Annotated in this window: 9 protein-coding genes and 3 rRNA genes; 8 read left to right on the top strand and 4 right to left on the bottom strand. The window is 65.3% G+C overall.

Annotated features, from left to right (window positions below; translation table 11 throughout):
* Positions 1-2,367, bottom strand: coding sequence for a glycoside hydrolase family 31 protein (locus tag QA861_RS31060; protein ID WP_334591983.1), 2,367 nt, complete (start codon positions 2,365-2,367; stop codon positions 1-3).
* A gap of 181 nt (positions 2,368-2,548) precedes the next feature.
* Here QA861_RS31060 and QA861_RS31055 point away from each other — a divergent pair, with 181 nt between their 5' ends.
* Positions 2,549-4,525 (top strand): acetoacetate--CoA ligase, encoded by a 1,977-nt coding sequence (locus QA861_RS31055; RefSeq protein ID WP_334591982.1) that lies wholly within the window; start codon positions 2,549-2,551, stop codon positions 4,523-4,525.
* Positions 4,526-4,545: 20 nt separating this feature from the next.
* On the opposite strand, the gene QA861_RS31050 is transcribed toward QA861_RS31055, so the two are convergent.
* A complete protein-coding gene (locus QA861_RS31050) occupies positions 4,546-5,865 on the bottom strand; it encodes an aminotransferase class I/II-fold pyridoxal phosphate-dependent enzyme (protein WP_334591981.1) in 1,320 nt (439 codons plus the stop codon).
* 110 nt (positions 5,866-5,975) lie between these two features.
* Between QA861_RS31050 and QA861_RS31045 the strand changes: the two genes are divergently transcribed.
* A complete protein-coding gene (locus QA861_RS31045; RefSeq protein WP_334591980.1) occupies positions 5,976-7,184 on the top strand; it encodes an MFS transporter in 1,209 nt (402 codons plus the stop codon).
* Between the two features lie 22 nt (positions 7,185-7,206).
* Positions 7,207-8,100, top strand: coding sequence for a DUF8829 domain-containing protein (locus QA861_RS31040; protein ID WP_334591979.1), 894 nt, complete (start codon positions 7,207-7,209; stop codon positions 8,098-8,100).
* Between the two features lie 100 nt (positions 8,101-8,200).
* On the opposite strand, the gene ptsP is transcribed toward QA861_RS31040, so the two are convergent.
* Together ptsP and QA861_RS31030 are read right to left on the bottom strand one after the other, a co-directional pair.
* Complete coding sequence (gene ptsP / locus QA861_RS31035; RefSeq protein WP_334591978.1) at positions 8,201-9,871, bottom strand: phosphoenolpyruvate--protein phosphotransferase; 1,671 nt, start codon at positions 9,869-9,871, stop codon at positions 8,201-8,203.
* A gap of 77 nt (positions 9,872-9,948) precedes the next feature.
* Positions 9,949-10,398, bottom strand: a complete 450-nt coding sequence (locus tag QA861_RS31030; RefSeq protein ID WP_334591977.1) for a PTS sugar transporter subunit IIA — start codon at positions 10,396-10,398, stop codon at positions 9,949-9,951.
* Between the two features lie 584 nt (positions 10,399-10,982).
* Here QA861_RS31030 and QA861_RS31025 point away from each other — a divergent pair.
* From QA861_RS31025 to QA861_RS31005, 5 genes are all read left to right on the top strand, one after another.
* Positions 10,983-12,509, top strand: a 16S ribosomal RNA gene (locus tag QA861_RS31025).
* Positions 12,510-12,823: 314 nt separating this feature from the next.
* Positions 12,824-15,947, top strand: a 23S ribosomal RNA gene (locus tag QA861_RS31020).
* Between the two features lie 90 nt (positions 15,948-16,037).
* Positions 16,038-16,154: ribosomal RNA gene (gene rrf, locus QA861_RS31015) — 5S ribosomal RNA — on the top strand.
* Together the 16S, 23S and 5S rRNA genes form the textbook arrangement of a ribosomal RNA operon.
* 109 nt (positions 16,155-16,263) lie before the next feature.
* The gene (clsA, locus tag QA861_RS31010; protein WP_334591976.1) at positions 16,264-16,872 is read left to right on the top strand and encodes a cardiolipin synthase ClsA; all 609 of its coding nucleotides are present in this window, start codon (positions 16,264-16,266) and stop codon (positions 16,870-16,872) included.
* A gap of 111 nt (positions 16,873-16,983) precedes the next feature.
* The gene (locus QA861_RS31005; RefSeq protein ID WP_334591975.1) at positions 16,984-19,479 is read left to right on the top strand and encodes a sugar phosphate nucleotidyltransferase; all 2,496 of its coding nucleotides are present in this window, start codon (positions 16,984-16,986) and stop codon (positions 19,477-19,479) included.
* Positions 19,480-19,579 lie beyond the last annotated feature (100 nt).

Here is a 19,579-nt window from a genome sequence, read left to right as displayed (position 1 = left end):
TCAGCGCCCCTGGAGCCCTCGCACGCGCACGGGGTGGGGCGGCTCGCTCACGCCGTCCTCGCCCTCCCGCTCGACGACCACCCGCCGTCCCTCCCAGCGCATGACATACCGCTCGATCTCCGGCTCCTCCCACCCCTCGCCCGCGTCCGGCACCACCAGCCCGCCTCCGGTACGTCCGCGGGCAGGCGCCCACGCCTCCAACTCCAGGCCGCCGTCGTCGCCCCGCACGGGCACGACGGCGCCCGCGCGCGCGAAAACCGGGATGCGCGACAAGGGGGCGTCGACCACCACCTGACAGGGCCCCTCGTACGCCTGCTCCGTCGCCGTGTCGTACCAGCGCCCCCGCGGCAGCCGCACCGCACGCCGGTCGGCGCCCGGATCCAGGACCGGCGCCACCAGAAGACAGTCACCCAGCAGGAAGGCGTCCTCACAGTCCCGCAGAGCACGGTCCTCGGGCGCCCCCCACCACAACGGCCGCACATAGGGCGCCCCCGTGCGGCGCGCCAGATGCGCCAGCGTCATGAAATACGGCAGCAGGCGCCGACGCTCGCCGAGTGCCACGCGCGCGTGGGTGAGGACGTCCGCACCGAACTCCCAGGGCGCCCCGCGTCCCGCCCGAAGACTCGTACGCGTGCGGAACAGCGGCAGGTAGGCACCCAGTTGCAGCCACCGCAGATACAGCTCCGGCGACGGACTCCCGTCGAAACCGCCCACGTCGGATCCCGAATGGGGCACTCCGCACAACCCGAGGCCCATGACCAGCGACAGTGACGAGCGCAGCCCCGGCCAGCCCGTGGCCACGCCGGCAGACCACGCTCCGCCGTAGCGCTGTATACCGGCCCACCCGGAGCGCGAGAATATGAACGGCCGCTCCTCGGAAGCGAGTTCACGCAGCCCTTCGTAGGCGGCTTGGGCCATGCACAGGGCGTACACGTTGTGCGCCTCGCGATGGTCGCCGCCGTGTCCCTCCAGCGCGTGGCGTGCCGAGCGGGGCAGTGTCGACTCTCCGAACGCGGTGAAAGACGTCGGCTCGTTCATGTCGTGCCAGAACCCGGCGAACCCCTGCCCGAGCCGCTCCTCGTACAGTCGCCCCCACCAGGCACGCACGCGCGCGTGCGTGAAATCGGGATACACCGACTCACCGGGCCACGCGACTCCCCGCACCAGCTGCCCCGACGCGTCCTTCACGAAGACGTCCTCCGCGCTCCCGCTGTCGTACACGGCGTTGCCCGGCTCGGCCCTGACCGCCGGGTCGACGAGCGACACCAGCCGTATGCCGTCGCGCCGCAGATCCTCCGCGAGGACCGGCAGCTTGGGGAACTGTTCCTGGTCGACCGTGAACACCTGGTGCTCGTCGAAGTGGCCGACGCCGAGATGGACGGCGTCGAGCGGCAGATCGTGCTCCTGGCAGCCCGTGACGATCCGCCGCACCTCCTGCTCACCGCCGACGCCCCGATGCGCGTGATGATGGCCCAGAGCCCACGCGGGGGGCAGCGCGGGCGCCCCCGTGAGGGTGGCCCAGGTGTGCAGCACGCGCGCGGGGGTGCCCACCATCATCCAGCAGCGCAACGGCCCGCCGTCCAACCGCAGTTCGCACATCCCGGTCCGGTCGTGCCCCGAACCCGCCCCTTCCTCACCCTCCCGCAGGGTCACCGTGCCGTCCCAGGAGGTGTCATGGAACACCAGATGGGTCGCCGCGTCGGCCACCACCAACTGCACCGGCATGGTGATGTACAGCGGATCCTCGTCGGGACGGAAGGCGCGACCGGGATCCCTGTTCCACAGGCGGTACGTTCCCTCGCGCAACCGGGGCCCCGAGGCGCGCCCGCCGAGCCCGAAGAACCGTGCGTCCGCGGCCACTTCGGAGCGCTGCATCCAGCGGCTCGGACCGCCGCCCACGGGATCCCACCACCGGGGCGGAAGTTCCCGTCGCAGGCTCACCCCTCCGGGGGTCAGCACTTCCACCGCACCGTGCCGGGAGACCACGACCGTCACCCGCTCGGCCACGACCCGCCAGCCCCCCTCCGTGTCCGGCTCCAGCGAGGCGCGGGGGTCCGGCTCCGGCCAGCGGTCCGCGAGTGCGTACGACGGCTCGGGACCGGCCCCGTCCCAGCCCCAGAAGACCGCCCCGTTGACGGTGACCATGATCCGCAGCTCGGACCTCGCGAACCGGACGACACCGCCACCCGGCCCCGGCTCCACCTTCCGTACGAGCCCGGGCACCCGCGCGCGCTCGGCGCCCCGCGGCGGCAGCCCGGCGGCGTCGACACGCCTTCTGCGCCAGGCGGCCCGAACGGTGCGCAACCCCTGGGCAGCCCCCGCCGAACCGACCGCCTTCACCGAACGCACCAGGTCACGACCTTCCATGCTGCTCAGCCTGCCACTGACTTCCCCCGATGGACGCACTGTTCAGCAGCCGTTCACCCTGGTAGGGACCACATCTTCATCTTCACGACACGGCCTCCGCGCGGCGCACCCTGGTGCCCGAGTCGATCAGATGGCATGGTCCGTGTCAGCCGTGTCACGCGCACAGTCAGGGAGCAGCCCCATGTCCACCACGAACCCCGAGCCGCTCTGGCAGCCCGACCGAGAACGCATCGCCCGGGCCCGGATCACCAGGTTCCAGGCGTGGGCGGCCGAACACCACGGAGCCCCCGCCGACGGCGGCTACGCAGCACTGCACCGTTGGTCCGTGGACCGGCTCGACACGTTCTGGCAAGCCGTCACCGAGTGGTTCGACGTGCGCTTTTCGACGCCTTACGCGCGCGTGCTCGGCGATCGCACGATGCCCGGCGCGGAATGGTTCCCCGGCGCGACACTCAACTACGCCGAGCACGCCCTGCGCGCAGCCGACACCCGCGCGGACGAACCGGCACTCCTGCACGTCGACGAGACCCACGAACCCCGCCCCGTGGCCTGGTCCGAACTGCGCCGCCAGGTCGGCTCCCTCGCCGCCGAGCTCCGTGCACTCGGAGTGCGCCCAGGAGACCGCGTGAGCGGCTACCTCCCGAACGTTCCCCAAGCCGTGGTCGCCCTGCTCGCCACGGCCGCCGTGGGCGGCGTATGGACGTCCTGTGCCCCCGACTTCGGCGCCCGCAGCGTCCTCGACCGCTTCCAGCAGGTCGAACCGGTCGTTCTGTTCACCGTCGACGGCTACCGCTACGGCGGCAAGGAGCACGACCGCCGTGACACGGTCGCCGAACTCCGCCGCGAACTGCCCACCCTGCGCGCCGTGGTCCACATCCCCCTGCTGGGCACCGAGCCTCCCGAAGGCGCCCTGGACTGGTCCGCCCTCACATCCGCGGATGTGACACCCGTCTACGACCAGGTCTCCTTCGACCACCCGCTGTGGGTGCTCTACTCCTCGGGCACGACCGGTCTCCCCAAGGCGATCGTCCAGTCCCAGGGCGGCATCCTCGTCGAACACCTCAAACAACTCGGCCTGCACTGCGACCTGGGGCCCGAGGACCGCTTCTTCTGGTACACGTCCACCGGCTGGATGATGTGGAACTTCCTCGTCTCCGGCCTCCTGACGGGCACCACGATCGTCCTCTACGACGGCAGCCCCGGCTATCCCGACACGGGCGCGCAGTGGCGGATCGCCGAACGAACGGGGGCGACCCTTTTCGGCACCTCGGCCGCGTACGTCATGGCCTGCCGCAAGGCCGGCGTGCACCCGTCCCGGGATTTCGACCTCTCCAAGGTGCAGTGCGTCGCCACCACGGGATCGCCGCTGCCCCCCGACGGATTCCGCTGGCTGCACGACGAGTTCGCGAAGGACGGGGCCGCGCTGTGGATCGCCTCCGTCAGCGGCGGCACGGACGTGTGCTCCTGCTTCGCAGGAGCCGTGCCGACCCTGCCGGTGCACATCGGTGAACTCCAGGCGCCCGGCCTCGGCACCGACCTCCAGTCCTGGGACCCGAACGGAAACCCACTCGTGGACGAGGTCGGCGAACTCGTGGTCACCAACCCGATGCCGTCCATGCCCATCCACTTCTGGAACGACCCCGACGGCAGCCGCTACCACGACAGCTACTTCGACACCTACCCCGGAGTGTGGCGCCACGGCGACTGGATCACGCTCACCTCGCACGGCTCAGTGGTCATCCACGGCCGCTCCGACTCCACACTCAACCGCCAGGGCGTTCGCATGGGGTCGGCCGACATCTACGAAGCCGTCGAACGCCTCCCCGAGATCAAGGAATCCCTCGTCATCGGTGTCGAACAACCCGACGGCGGCTACTGGATGCCCCTCTTCGTCCACCTCACGCCCGGAGCCGTCCTCGACGAGGCCCTGCTGACCCGCATCAAACAGACCATCCGTGAACACCTCTCCCCGCGCCACGTCCCCGACGAGGTCATCGAGGTCCCGGGCGTGCCGCACACCCTCACCGGCAAACGCATCGAGGTCCCGGTCAAGCGACTTCTCCAGGGAAGCCCCCTGGAGAAGGCCGTCAACCCCGGCTCCATCGACAACCTCGACCTGCTGCACTTCTATGAAGACCTGGCCCGCAAACGCGCCTGAACAGCCCCCGGAAACAGCGGTCAACCACCATAGGTCGCCTCGGACTCGACCAGTACGGCGGCGAAGTCCGAGGCCAGCCGCGCCGCGTCGGCCGGCTGGAGGTCAGCCACCGAGATCCGGACCGCCGGCCCGGAGGCGAGCCGGAACCGCGCCCCGGCGGCCACCCACCAGCCGTACGACCGTAGTCCGTTGACCACGGCGGACTCGTCCGGCACCGGCACCCATACGTTCATCCCGCTCGCTCCCCGGGCGGCGATCCGGTGCCGTTCGAGCTCCTGAAGAAGGGTGTTCCGCCGCAGCGAGTACGTTTCCCGTGCACGCGTGGCCAACGCGCGCGTGCCGTCGTCCGTCATCAGCCCGTACACGGTCTCCTGGAGCAGATGGCTGACCCAGCCGGACGTCAGCAGCATCCGTCCGTCGTGCCGGGCCAGCGTGATCGGGTCACAGGCCGCCGCGGCCCACCGCAGGTCGGTGCCGAGGAACTTGCTCACCGTACGCACATGCACCCACCGGGCCAGTCCGCCCGACGTAAGCGTGTACAAGGGCGCGTCCGCGACGGCGGACGCGTGATCGTTCTCCACCACGAGAACCTCCGGCTCCTCCTGGAGCACCGCGACAAGCGCGTCCCGGCGCGCCGCCGAGAAGCACCCGCCGCGCGGGTTCTGCGCGCGCGGACTGCACACGACGGCCCGCACACCCGCCCGCAGTGCCTCTCGCAGCGCTTCCGGGAGCAGCCCCTCGTCGTCCACGGCGACCGGGACGTTGCGCAACCCCAGAGCGGTCACCAGATCCAGCAGATGGTGGTAGCCGGGGTCCTCCATGGCTACCGCATCTCCGGGGCGCAGCTCCACCGACAGCAGCCGCCCGATCAGATCCAGCGCACCGTGGGCGAAGGCCACCTGCTCGGTCGGCACCCCGTCCGGCCCGAGCCACTCCCGGACGGCGTGCTCCAAGCGCCCCAGCCGGGGTGTCGCGCGGTGCGACCGGGCACCGGGAGAGAGGTGTGAAGGCGGTACCAGCCGGGGGAGCAGGTCTGGATCAGGGTGGCCGCCGGCCAGGTCGCGCAGACCGTCCGGCACCCTCGGAGGCCGCCGCGACGCGACCGCGGGAGCGGCAGCCACGACAGTCCCGCCACGACCTCGCGTGACGACGATTCCGCGCCGCTGCAACTCCTTGTAGGCCGTCGCGACCGTCCCCGGGCTCACCCCCAGACCGTCGGCGAGCCGACGCACCGGAGGCAGCGCGGCGCCCGGCCCCAACAGCCCCTCGGACACACCTCTTTCGACGGACGAGGCAATTCCCTTGGCCGTCGTACCGCTGATCCCATATTGTGTTGCCACGTTGACGATTATGTATCAATACATAAATTGAAGCAAGAGGGGACGTGTATCCAATGCGCCGTGCGGCAGCCTGGATCGACCGCCTACCAGGAGGCCCCGACGGCCGCAAAATGCTCGTCATCACTCTCGTCGACCGCATCGGCAGCGGACTGTGGGCATCCGTCTCCGTCCTCTACTTCACCTATGTCTCCGGCCTCTCCGTCGCGGAGGTCGGCACCCTTGTCGCCGCGGCGGGAGCCATCGGCATCGCCGGAGCACCCATGGGCGGCCGCCTCGCCGACCGCTTCCCGCTCACCCGCGTCCTGGTCGCCGTCCAGGTGACGCGTGCTCTGGCCTCGTTCGCCCTGCTCACGACCGATCACTACGCGGTACTCCTCGCGTGTACGGCCGTCGGCGGCTTCGGCGACCGCGCGTCCAGCGTCATCACAAAGCTCTATGCCACCCGCGTCGCCGGCCCGGACCGCGTCCGATACCAGGCGGTCAACCGGACCGCCGCCAACGCCGGTTGGGCCTTGGGCGGCCTGGCCGCTGCCGCGGCCCTGGCCCTCGGCTCCACCGCGGCCTACCGATGGCTTCTCGTCGGCGACGCACTCTCGTTCGTCGCCATCGCGATGCTCACCCTCCGCTGTGCGGAACCCCCCTCGCCCTCCCGCACGGTCATCACATCGTCCGACCCGACGCCCACGGACAGACCGGCGAATCCCTGGCGCGATCGCACCTACCTCGCCTACGTCGCGACCGAGGCCGTCCTCTTCCTCGACGACGCGGTCTTCAAGGTCGGCCTGCCCCTCTGGATCGCCCACACCGGCAGCGCACCGACCGGCCTCGCACCCCTGCTGATGGTCCTCAACAACGTGCTGGTGGTTGCCCTCCAGGTCCCCCTGGCCCGCTTCGGCGCCACCACCAAGGCCGCTCGCGCACTGCTGCTCCCGCTCTCCGCGGTCTTCGCCCTGGGCGGCGTCACCATGGCCCTCTCGGCAACCGGTACGACCACCTCCGCGACGCTCTTCCTCACCGCCTCGGCCGCCGCCTTCACCCTGGCCGAGATGCTCCACGCCACCGTCTCCTGGGAGATCTCCGTCGCCCTCGCTTCCGACACCGCACAGGGCGCGTACCTCGGTGTCCACGGACTCGCGCAAGCCGTCCAGCGCAGCATCGGACCACTGGCCGTCACGGCGGCCATCGCCACCGGGCCTCTCGGCTGGACCAGCTTCGGCGTCGGCATCGCTGTGACCTGCATGATCCAGCACCGCGTCGTCCGCGACCGCCTGACACAAAAGGCATTGTCAGTGCCTCCGATTACTGTGAGTGAGCATTGATCGACAGCGCACAGGGGGAACCATGACGAACACCGGGCAATCAACCATGCGGCGCGTTCTGCGCCGCGAAATCGCGGGCACCATCGGCCTGCTCACCGACGAGCACGACTTCCGGGCGATGCGGCGCTACCGCACCTTCACCTTCGACAACCACACGGCCTACCTCCGGGAGGTGGAAGCTCTCCTGAGGAGCCTCGCCGCCCAGGGCAACCACACCACCGTCGCGCTCTTCGACCCGGAGGAGTACGCCGAATTCTGCACCGTCACCGGCCTCGACCCGGATGCCTCGACCAGCCGCACCCGCTTCACAGCGGAACTCGCGACCACTGGCCCGACCGTTCCGTACGACGGCCGACCCCTCGCCGAACTGCTCCCGGACCTGGTCGACGAGGCCGTCCGACAGGCGACCTGGGAGTACGCCGCCACACTCCTGGCGCGTATCGGCGCATGCGCGTCCTGCGGCGAGGACATCGGGCGCGCGGCCTTCGCCCGTGCTTCGAGCCTTCTCGTCCGCATCATCGACACCGCCCCACCGGGAAACAGGCATCTCGTCTGCAGTGTCACGACACCGGTCGAAACACTGATCGCCGTCCTTCACGCCGACGACGACAGCGAGGGCGCCACAGAACTAGACGAGGCCGAAGCTCTCGAATTCACGACGGTCCTGGCGCTCGGACTCGCCGCACAGAGCCCCGGCGGCCTCGTCATGCGCACCACCGCCTCCGGACACAGCGACCGCGTATACGGCTGGCGCCTGCGCGCTGACGGAGTCGAGCCATTGACCGCCGGCGAGGTCTTCGACGCCTACTGCACCGACGCCGAATCGGGCGACCTCATCTCCCCGGAACCGGACGTCGACTACTGCACACCCCCCGACCTCGAAGAAGGGGAGCCCACGACGGGACACGCTCACTGAAACGAGGAACGGGCGAGGGGCGCCCCAAGTGGGACGCCCCTCGCCCGACGAACGGTCTGTTCCTGGCCCACCTGACTGTCGACGCGGGCAGACCGGCCACCTACTCGCCCGACAACACCGCCTGAGCGGCTTCGCGAGCCTCGCCGGCGCTGTCCACAGCACGGGCCGCCGCGGCGGCCCGCTCACACTGAGCCAGCGTGTACTTGGCCAACGACGCCCGCACATACGGAATCGAAGCCGCACCCATGGAAAGAGAGGTGACACCCAGACCGATCAGCACACACGCGAGCAACGGATCCGACGCTGCCTCACCACATACACCACAGCTCTTGCCCTCGGCCCTCGCCGCCTCGGCGGACAGGGCGACCAGGTCGAGCAGGGCGGGCTGCCAGGGATCCTGCAGGCGAGAAACCGCACCCACCTGACGGTCCGCGGCGAAGGTGTACTGCGCGAGGTCGTTGGTTCCCAGGGAAAGGAACTCGACCTCCTGCAGGATCGAGCGCGCCCGCAGCGCGGCGGACGGAATCTCCACCATGGCACCGAACTTCGCCCGCAGCCCGGCCGCACGGCACGCGTCCGCGAACGCCTTGGCGTCGGCCCGGTCCGCGACCATGGGAGCCATGACCTCAAGGTAGACAGGCAGCCCCTCCGCGGCTTTGGCGAGTGCCGTCAGCTGTGTCCGCAGTACATCGGGGTGGTCGAGCAGGGTCCGAAGACCGCGCACACCGAGAGCCGGGTTCGGCTCGTCGGCCGGCGTCAGGAAGTCCAGTGGCTTGTCCGCGCCCGCGTCGAGTACTCGTACGACGACGCGCCCCTCGGGAAATGCCTCTAGAACCTGTCGGTACGCCTCGACCTGCTTCGCCTCGGACGGCGCGTTCTTGCTGTCGTCCAGGAAAAGGAACTCGGTACGGAAGAGACCGACACCCTCGGCCCCGGCCTCGACGGCAGCCGGAACGTCCGCCGGCCCCCCGACGTTCGCCAGCAGGGGCACCATGTGACCGTCGGAGGTGGAGCCCGGGCCGGTCGAGGCCGACAGCGCCGCCTTGCGCTGGGCCGCTGCCCCCTTCAACTGCGCTTTCCGTTCCTCGCTGGGTTCCACGAAGATCTCACCCGTGCTGCCGTCCACCGCGATCACGGTGCCCTCGGCGAGCTCACCCGCACCAGGCAAGGCCACGACAGCGGGAACCCCCAGGGCCCTCGCCAGGATCGCGCTGTGGCTGGTCGGCCCGCCCTCCTCGGTCACGAAGCCGAGTACCAGAGTCGGGTCCAGCAGTGCGGTGTCGGCGGGAGCGAGGTCACGAGCGATAAGGACGTACGGCTCGTCGCTGTCGGGGACGCCGGGCATGGGAACCCCGAGCAGCCGGGCGACGATACGATTCCGCACGTCGTCAAGGTCGGCCACGCGACCAGCCAGGTACTCGCCGGCACTCGCCAGCAGGGCGCGGTACGCGGCGAACGCGTCGTACACACCTCGCTCGGCCGTACTGCCGACCGCGATACGCCGGTCCACGTCCGCCATGAGCTCGGGGTCCTGGGCCATCATGGCCTGCGCCTCGAGCACCGCCTGGGCTTCGCCGCCCGCCAGGTTGCCGCGCGCGTTGAGGTCCGCCGCGACAGCGTCCACGGCCTGGCGCGCGCGTCCTTGCTCGCGTTCCGCGTCCTCCGCCGAAATCTGTTTGGCAGGTGGTTCGAGTACCGCCGTCCCCATGTGTCGAACCTCGCCGATAGCCACCCCGTGGCTCACGCCGACGCCTCGCAGCGTTGTCTCCATCTCACCGTCTCCGTTAGTGCGGCGGGTCCCGCCACCGCGGTGGTTCTCCTGCTCGCCGTCATGCAACGGCGCTGACGTCACTGCCAACCGAAGAGGGTGTCTCCGGCCTTCACGGCGCCGTCTTCAGTGAGACCGGAGAGGGAATCGGCCGTGGCTTCGAGTGCCACGATCGGGCACACCGGGGACTTGCCGGCTGCTTCCACGGCGGCCGGGTTCCAGCGCACCACGCTCTGACCACGCGTCACGGTGTCACCCTTGTTGACGAGCAACTCGAAGCCCTCGCCATTGAGCTGCACGGTGTCGATACCGAGGTGAGTGAGTACACCGTGTCCCTCGTCGTCAACGACCACGAACGCATGCGGGTGGAGCGAAACGATGACTCCGGCCACGGGGGCGACGGCCTCCGAGGGCTCACGCACGGGGTCGATCGCGGTGCCGGGGCCGACCATGGCTCCGGAGAAGACCGGATCCGGCACTGCGGCCAGTCCGATGGCACGCCCTGCTAGAGGGGACGTCACGCTGGTCAAGGGAAGCCTCCCGGGGGTGGAGATTCATTACGGGCCGTCGCTGCCTGTCCCGGACGGCACACTGTTGAGCAGCGTATGTCATATGAAGTGACGGTTCCGTGCGAGAGGCGGCGGTTGAGGTCCGCGGGCTGACCGCGGAATCGATTTGCGCCTGCTCCGAACGCCCGTGTACTGTTGCACTCCTGCTTGAGGCGGAGCGACAAGATCAAATGTCCTCGCCTGGCAGCATCCAACTTGTCAGATCCCATCCAGGATCTCGTTCTGCATGCCTGCTGAACGGTGGTCAGGGAGACGGAAAAACGCTGATAGAGTTTGGAACACCGAAGGGAAGCCCGGAGGAAAGCCTGAGAGAGTCTCTTGGGTGAGTACGAAGGAAGCGTCCGTTCCTTGAGAACTCAACAGCGTGCCAAAAATCAACGCCAGATTTGTTGATACCCCGGCTCACAGAGTTATCTGTGGGTTGAGGTTCCTTTGAAGTAACACAAACACAGCGAGGACGCTGTGAACGGTCGGGCTTATTCCGCTTGACTGTTCCGCTCTCGTGTGTGTGTGCCGGCTGTATTAATTTACTGGCCGAGTAAACATTCACGGAGAGTTTGATCCTGGCTCAGGACGAACGCTGGCGGCGTGCTTAACACATGCAAGTCGAACGATGAAGCCTTTCGGGGTGGATTAGTGGCGAACGGGTGAGTAACACGTGGGCAATCTGCCCTGCACTCTGGGACAAGCCCTGGAAACGGGGTCTAATACCGGATAATACCTTTCCTCGCATGGGGGTGGGTTAAAAGCTCCGGCGGTGCAGGATGAGCCCGCGGCCTATCAGCTTGTTGGTGAGGTAGTGGCTCACCAAGGCGACGACGGGTAGCCGGCCTGAGAGGGCGACCGGCCACACTGGGACTGAGACACGGCCCAGACTCCTACGGGAGGCAGCAGTGGGGAATATTGCACAATGGGCGAAAGCCTGATGCAGCGACGCCGCGTGAGGGATGACGGCCTTCGGGTTGTAAACCTCTTTCAGCAGGGAAGAAGCGAAAGTGACGGTACCTGCAGAAGAAGCGCCGGCTAACTACGTGCCAGCAGCCGCGGTAATACGTAGGGCGCAAGCGTTGTCCGGAATTATTGGGCGTAAAGAGCTCGTAGGCGGTCTGTCGCGTCGGATGTGAAAGCCCGGGGCTTAACCCCGGGTCTGCATTCGATACGGGCAGACTAGAGTGTGGTAGGGGAGATCGGAATTCCTGGTGTAGCGGTGAAATGCGCAGATATCAGGAGGAACACCGGTGGCGAAGGCGGATCTCTGGGCCATTACTGACGCTGAGGAGCGAAAGCGTGGGGAGCGAACAGGATTAGATACCCTGGTAGTCCACGCCGTAAACGGTGGGAACTAGGTGTTGGCGACATTCCACGTCGTCGGTGCCGCAGCTAACGCATTAAGTTCCCCGCCTGGGGAGTACGGCCGCAAGGCTAAAACTCAAAGGAATTGACGGGGGCCCGCACAAGCAGCGGAGCATGTGGCTTAATTCGACGCAACGCGAAGAACCTTACCAAGGCTTGACATACACCGGAAACATCCAGAGATGGGTGCCCCCTTGTGGTCGGTGTACAGGTGGTGCATGGCTGTCGTCAGCTCGTGTCGTGAGATGTTGGGTTAAGTCCCGCAACGAGCGCAACCCTTGTTCTGTGTTGCCAGCATGCCCTTCGGGGTGATGGGGACTCACAGGAGACTGCCGGGGTCAACTCGGAGGAAGGTGGGGACGACGTCAAGTCATCATGCCCCTTATGTCTTGGGCTGCACACGTGCTACAATGGCCGGTACAATGAGCTGCGATGCCGTGAGGCGGAGCGAATCTCAAAAAGCCGGTCTCAGTTCGGATTGGGGTCTGCAACTCGACCCCATGAAGTCGGAGTTGCTAGTAATCGCAGATCAGCATTGCTGCGGTGAATACGTTCCCGGGCCTTGTACACACCGCCCGTCACGTCACGAAAGTCGGTAACACCCGAAGCCGGTGGCCCAACCCCTTACGGGGAGGGAGCTGTCGAAGGTGGGACTGGCGATTGGGACGAAGTCGTAACAAGGTAGCCGTACCGGAAGGTGCGGCTGGATCACCTCCTTTCTAAGGAGCATCTAGGCCGCCAAGCAAGCTTGGTGGTCCAGGGCCATTACGTCGGCATACGTCCGGCGGTGGTTGCTCATGGGTGGAACGTTGATTATTCGGCACCTCAGTCATCTCAGGCTGTGAGTACTGTCCTTCGGGGCGTGGAAAGCTGATCTGAGTGGTAAGGGGTGTCGGGCACGCTGTTGGGTGTCTGAGGGTATGGCCGTGAGGTTGTGTCTTCAGTGCCGGCCCCAGTGAACTCGCCCCTTAGGGGTGGGGTGGTGGGTGGTTGGTCGTTGTTTGAGAACTGCACAGTGGACGCGAGCATCTGTGGCCAAGTTTTTAAGGGCGCACGGTGGATGCCTTGGCACCAGGAACCGATGAAGGACGTGGGAGGCCACGATAGTCCCCGGGGAGTCGTCAACCAGGCTTTGATCCGGGGGTTTCCGAATGGGGAAACCCGGCAGTCGTCATGGGCTGTCACCCACATCTGAACACATAGGGTGTGTGGAGGGAACGCGGGGAAGTGAAACATCTCAGTACCCGCAGGAAGAGAAAACAACCGTGATTCCGGGAGTAGTGGCGAGCGAAACCGGATGAGGCCAAACCGTATACGTGTGAGACCCGGCAGGGGTTGCGTATGCGGGGTTGTGGGATCTCTCTTTCACAGTCTGCCGGCTGTGAGGCGAGTCAGAAACCGTTGATGTAGGCGAAGGACATGCGAAAGGTCCGGCGTAGAGGGTAAGACCCCCGTAGTCGAAACATCAACGGCTCGTTTGAGAGACACCCAAGTAGCACGGGGCCCGAGAAATCCCGTGTGAATCTGGCGGGACCACCCGTTAAGCCTAAATATTCCCTGGTGACCGATAGCGGATAGTACCGTGAGGGAATGGTGAAAAGTACCGCGGGAGCGGAGTGAAATAGTACCTGAAACCGTGTGCCTACAAGCCGTGGGAGCGTCGCTCACAGAGTTTACTCTGTGGGTCGTGACTGCGTGCCTTTTGAAGAATGAGCCTGCGAGTTTGCGGTGTGTTGCGAGGTTAACCCGTGTGGGGAAGCCGTAGCGAAAGCGAGTCCGAATAGGGCGATTTAGTAGCGCGCTCAAGACCCGAAGCGGAGTGATCTAGCCATGGGCAGGTTGAAGCGGAGGTAAGACTTCGTGGAGGACCGAACCCACCAGGGTTGAAAACCTGGGGGATGACCTGTGGTTAGGGGTGAAAGGCCAATCAAACTCCGTGATAGCTGGTTCTCCCCGAAATGCATTTAGGTGCAGCGTCGTGTGTTTCTTGCCGGAGGTAGAGCACTGGATAGGCGATGGGCCCTACCGGGTTACTGACCTTAGCCAAACTCCGAATGCCGGTAAGTGAGAGCACGGCAGTGAGACTGTGGGGGATAAGCTCCATGGTCGAGAGGGAAACAGCCCAGAGCATCGACTAAGGCCCCTAAGCGTACGCTAAGTGGGAAAGGATGTGGAGTCGCACAGACAACCAGGAGGTTGGCTTAGAAGCAGCCACCCTTGAAAGAGTGCGTAATAGCTCACTGGTCTAGTGATTCCGCGCCGACAATGTAGCGGGGCTCAAGCGTACCGCCGAAGTCGTGTCATTCCAGCACATACCCCCAACGGGGGCTGGGATGGGTAGGGGAGCGTCGTGTGCCGGGTGAAGCTGCAGCGGAAGCTAGTGGTGGACGGTTCACGAGTGAGAATGCAGGCATGAGTAGCGATACACACGTGGGAAACGTGTGCGCCGATTGACTAAGGGTTCCTGGGTCAAGCTGATCTGCCCAGGGTAAGTCGGGACCTAAGGCGAGGCCGACAGGCGTAGTCGATGGATAACCGGTTGATATTCCGGTACCCGCTGTGAAGCGTCAAACATTGAACCAGGCGATGCTAAGTCCGTGAAGCCGCCCCGGAGCCTTCGGGCAAGGGGGAGTGGTGGAGCCGACGGACCAGACCTGCAGTAGGTGAGTGATGGGGTGACGCAGGAAGGTAGTCCATCCCGGGCGGTGGTTGTCCCGGGGTAAGGGTGTAGGCCGTGCGATAGGCAAATCCGTCGCACATTAAGGCTGAGACCTGATGCCGAGCCGATTGTGGTGAAGTGGATGATCCTATGCTGTCGAGAAAAGCCTCTAGCGAGTTTCATGGCGGCCCGTACCCTAAACCGACTCAGGTGGTCAGGTAGAGAATACCGAGGCGTTCGGGTGAACTATGGTTAAGGAACTCGGCAAAATGCCCCCGTAACTTCGGGAGAAGGGGGGCCATCACTGGTGAGGAGATTTACTCTCCGAGCTGGGGGTGGCCGCAGAGACCAGCGAGAAGCGACTGTTTACTAAAAACACAGGTCCGTGCGAAGCCGTAAGGCGATGTATACGGACTGACGCCTGCCCGGTGCTGGAACGTTAAGGGGACCGGTTAGTCCAACTTCGGTTGGGCGAAGCTGAGAACTTAAGCGCCAGTAAACGGCGGTGGTAACTATAACCATCCTAAGGTAGCGAAATTCCTTGTCGGGTAAGTTCCGACCTGCACGAATGGCGTAACGACTTCTCGACTGTCTCAACCATAGGCCCGGTGAAATTGCACTACGAGTAAAGATGCTCGTTTCGCGCAGCAGGACGGAAAGACCCCGGGACCTTTACTATAGTTTGATATTGGTGTTCGGTTCGGCTTGTGTAGGATAGCTGGGAGACTTTGAAGCGGGCACGCCAGTGTTTGTGGAGTCGTCGTTGAAATACCAGTCTGGTCGTGCTGGATGTCTAACCTGGGTCCGTGATCCGGATCAGGGACAGTGTCTGATGGGTAGTTTAACTGGGGCGGTTGCCTCCTAAAGAGTAACGGAGGCGCCCAAAGGTTCCCTCAGCCTGGTTGGCAATCAGGTGTTGAGTGTAAGTGCACAAGGGAGCTTGACTGTGAGACCGACGGGTCGAGCAGGGACGAAAGTCGGGACTAGTGATCCGGCGGTGGCTTGTGGAAGCGCCGTCGCTCAACGGATAAAAGGTACCCCGGGGATAACAGGCTGATCTTCCCCAAGAGTCCATATCGACGGGATGGTTTGGCACCTCGATGTCGGCTCGTCGCATCCTGGGGCTGGAGTCGGTCCCAAGGGTTGGGCTGTTCGCCCATTAAAGCGGTACGCGAGCTGGGTTTAGAACGTCGTGAGACAGTTCGGTCCCTATCCGCTGCGCGCGCAGGAACATTGAGAAGGGCTGTCCCTAGTACGAGAGGACCGGGACGGACGAACCTCTGGTGTGCCAGTTGTCCTGCCAAGGGCATGGCTGGTTGGCTACGTTCGGGAGGGATAACCGCTGAAAGCATCTAAGCGGGAAGCCTGCTTCAAGATGAGTGTTCCCACCCACTAGATGGGGTAAGGCTCCCAGTAGACGACTGGGTTGATAGGCCAGATCTGGAAGCCCGGTAACGGGTGGAGGTGACTGGTACTAATAGGCCGAGGGCTTGTCCTCAGTTGCTCGCGTCCACTGTGTTAGTTCTGAAACCACGAACAACCCCGCCCAAGGTCACGGGTGGTGCGGTTGATATGTGTTTCACCGTGTTTCGGTGGTCATAGCGTGAGGGAAACGCCCGGTTACATTCCGAACCCGGAAGCTAAGCCTCACAGCGCCGATGGTACTGCAGGGGGGACCCTGTGGGAGAGTAGGACACCGCCGAACTCCTTTTAAAGCTCCGGCTCTTGGGCGTACCGCCCGAGGGTCGGAGCTTTTTTGCGTTGAGGTAAGGTCAGGGGGCATCGTTGGCTCATTTCCCACAGGAGGCCCCCGGGTGGAGGTCCAGGAGACCCGCGTCCAGACAGACCGGGTCCTCACCATCCCGAACATCCTCAGCATGGCGCGCCTTGTCGGCGTCCCCGTCTTTCTCTGGCTGATCCTTCGGCCTGAGTTCGGTGGTCCGAAGAGCGACACCTGGGCACTCCTGGTGCTGATGCTGAGCGGGATCAGTGACTATCTGGACGGCAAGCTCGCGAGGCGCTGGAACCAGATCAGCAGCCTTGGCCGGCTTCTCGATCCCGCAGCCGACAGGCTATACATTCTCTCGACTTTGGTCGGGCTGACCTGGCGCGAGATTCTGCCAATCTGGTTGACCGCCGCACTGCTGGCGCGAGAGCTGGTTCTGCTGGTGATGGTGGGCATCCTCAGGCGTCATGGGTACCCGCCGCCGCAGGTGAACTTCCTGGGGAAGGCGGCTACCTTCAACTTGATGTACGCCTTCCCGCTACTTCTGCTCAGTGACGGAAGTGGATGGATCTCGTCACTCGCTGCTATTTTCGGATGGGCGTTCGCAGGATGGGGTACAACCCTGTACTGGTGGGCAGGAGTCCTCTACGTGGTACAAGTCCGCCGGCTGGTCCGTGCGGACGCCATGGCCGATTGAGCTCGCCGATTGGGCGACTGTAGTGGCTCGATGGCCCGCGTCGTAAATGTGCGGGACAATCAGGACGGGTGAAGTCGGCTAGACCGTTTCTTCAAGGAGGACGCTTCCGACATGAAGGCCGTCGTGATGGCCGGAGGCGAAGGCACACGCCTTCGCCCAATGACCTCAAGCATGCCCAAGCCGCTCCTGCCGGTGGCCAACCGGCCGATCATGGAGCACGTGCTGCGGCTGCTCAAAAGGCATGGGCTCAACGAGACAGTCGTTACTGTCCAGTTCCTGGCATCGCTCGTCAAGAACTACTTCGGTGACGGCGAAGAGCTCGGGATGGAGCTCACGTATGCCAATGAGGAGAAGCCACTCGGTACTGCCGGAAGCGTCAAGAACGCCGAAGACGCGTTGAAGGACGACACTTTCCTCGTCATCTCCGGTGATGCCCTGACCGACTTCGACCTCACCGAGCTCATCAATTTCCACAAGGAAAAAGGTGCGCTCGTCACTGTCTGCTTGACGAGAGTGCCGAATCCACTGGAATTCGGCATCACCATCGTCGACGAGGAAGGCAAGGTCGAGCGCTTCCTCGAGAAGCCGACCTGGGGTCAGGTCTTCTCCGACACCGTGAACACGGGCATCTACGTCATGGAGCCCGAGGTCTTCGACTACGTCGAGGCCGATACTTCCGTCGACTGGTCCGGTGACGTCTTCCCTCAGCTGATGAAGGAAGGGCGGCTGGTCTACGGCTACATCGCCGAGGGGTACTGGGAAGACGTCGGTACGCACGAGAGCTACGTAAAGGCACAGGCCGATGTCCTTGAGGGCAAGGTCGATGTCGAGCTCGACGGGTTCGAGATCTCGCCCGGTGTGTGGGTCGCGGAGGGTGCCGAGGTACATCCCGATGCCGTGCTCCGAGGGCCTCTCTACATCGGGGACTACGCCAAGGTCGAGGCAGGTGTGGAAATTCGTGAACACACCGTTGTCGGCTCGAACGTCGTCGTGAAGAGCGGAGCGTTCCTGCACCGGGCCGTGGTGCACGACAACGTGTACATCGGCCAGCACAGCAATCTGCGCGGCTGCGTGGTCGGGAAGAACACCGACATCATGCGCGCGGCGCGGATCGAGGACGGAGCGGTCATCGGCGACGAGTGTCTCGTCGGTGAAGAATCGATCATTCAGGGGAACGTGCGCGTTTACCCGTTCAAGACGATCGAGGCCGGCGCCTTCGTCAACACCTCGGTGATCTGGGAGTCGAGGGGGCAGGCGCATCTCTTCGGTGCCCGTGGGGTGTCCGGAATCCTGAATGTGGAGATCACGCCGGAGTTGGCGGTGCGGCTGGCCGGCGCCTATGCGACCACCTTGAAAAAGGGGTCCACCGTCACCACTGCCCGCGACCACTCCCGCGGCGCTCGCGCGCTGAAGCGGGCGGTCATCTCCGCCTTGCAGACCAGCGCCATCGACGTACGAGACCTGGAAAACGTACCGCTGCCGGTGGCGCGGCAGCAGACCGCTCGGGGGAGTGCCGGGGGGATCATGATCCGGACGACGCCCGGGGTGCCTGATTCCGTCGACATCATGTTCTTCGACGGGCAGGGGGCCGACCTCTCGCAGGCAAGTCAGCGGAAGCTGGACCGGGTGTTCGCGCGGCAGGAGTACCGGCGGGCGTTCCCGGGAGAGATCGGGGATCTGCATTTCCCGGCCAGTGTCTTCGACTCGTACACGGGGTCGTTGCTGCGGAATGTGGATACGACCGGCATCGCGGATGCCGGGCTCAAGGTTGTGGTGGATGCGTCCAACGGCAGTGCGGGACTTGTGCTGCCCAGTCTGCTCGGGAAACTCGGAGTCGATTCGCTGACCATCAATCCCGGACTGGACGAGTCCAGGCCGACGGAGACCGCTGATACGCGGCGGTCCGGGATGGTGCGGCTCGGCGAGATCGTGGCGTCGGCAGGTGCCGCGTTCGGCGTGCGCTTCGATCCGGTGGGTGAGCGGCTTTCACTCGTCGACGAGAAGGGGCGGATCATCGAGGATGACCGAGCTCTGCTCGTCATGCTTGATCTGGTGGCCGCCGAACGGCGCAGTGGGCGAGTGGCGTTGCCGGTGACGACTACGCGCATCGCCGAGCAGGTCGCCGCCTATCACGGCACGCAGGTGGAGTGGACCACCACCTCGCCCGACGATCTCACCCGGGTCGGGCGTGACGAGGCGACCATCTTCGGTGGAGACGGGCGCGGTGGGTTCATCGTGCCCGAGTTCAGCAGCGTGTTCGACGGTTCGGCGGCCTTCGTGCGGCTTATCGGACTGGTCGCGCGGACGCAGCTCACGCTCAGCCAGATCGACGCCAGGATTCCGCGGGCACACGTCCTGAAACGGGATCTGGCGACTCCGTGGGCCGTCAAGGGACTCGTCATGCGTCGGGTTGTGGAGGAGGCCGGAGAGAGGTTCGTCGACACGACTGACGGGGTGCGAGTGGTCGAGACCGACGGGCGGTGGGTGATGGTGCTGCCCGACCCGGCGGAGGCCGTCACGCATCTGTGGGCCGAAGGGCCCGACGACGCTTCCGCTCAGGCGCTGCTCGACGAGTGGTCAGCCGTGGTGGACGGCGCCGGTCGCTGAATCGACGTACACGCGCGCGTGCCGGACAGGAAACCCCCAATGGGGTCTGTCCGGCGCGTGGGTGGGGCCGTTCGGAGGCACTGGTCGCGACGTGGGACGA

This window comes from Streptomyces sp. B21-083 (assembly GCF_036898825.1).
GTDB lineage: Bacteria > Actinomycetota > Actinomycetes > Streptomycetales > Streptomycetaceae > Streptomyces.
This window is presented reverse-complemented; position numbering and strand designations above follow the sequence as displayed.

Excerpts from the sequence above, each read along its gene's own strand:
- QA861_RS31045 (WP_334591980.1), top strand. The coding sequence starts at position 5,976 with ATGCTCGTCATCACTCTCGTCGACCGCATCGGCAGCGGACTGTGGGCA.
- QA861_RS31005 (WP_334591975.1), top strand. The coding sequence starts at position 16,984 with ATGAAGGCCGTCGTGATGGCCGGAGGCGAAGGCACACGCCTTCGCCCA.
- QA861_RS31060 (WP_334591983.1), bottom strand. The coding sequence starts at position 2,367 with ATGGAAGGTCGTGACCTGGTGCGTTCGGTGAAGGCGGTCGGTTCGGCG.
- ptsP (WP_334591978.1), bottom strand. The coding sequence starts at position 9,871 with ATGGAGACAACGCTGCGAGGCGTCGGCGTGAGCCACGGGGTGGCTATC.
- QA861_RS31055 (WP_334591982.1), top strand. The coding sequence starts at position 2,549 with ATGTCCACCACGAACCCCGAGCCGCTCTGGCAGCCCGACCGAGAACGC.
- QA861_RS31040 (WP_334591979.1), top strand. The coding sequence starts at position 7,207 with ATGACGAACACCGGGCAATCAACCATGCGGCGCGTTCTGCGCCGCGAA.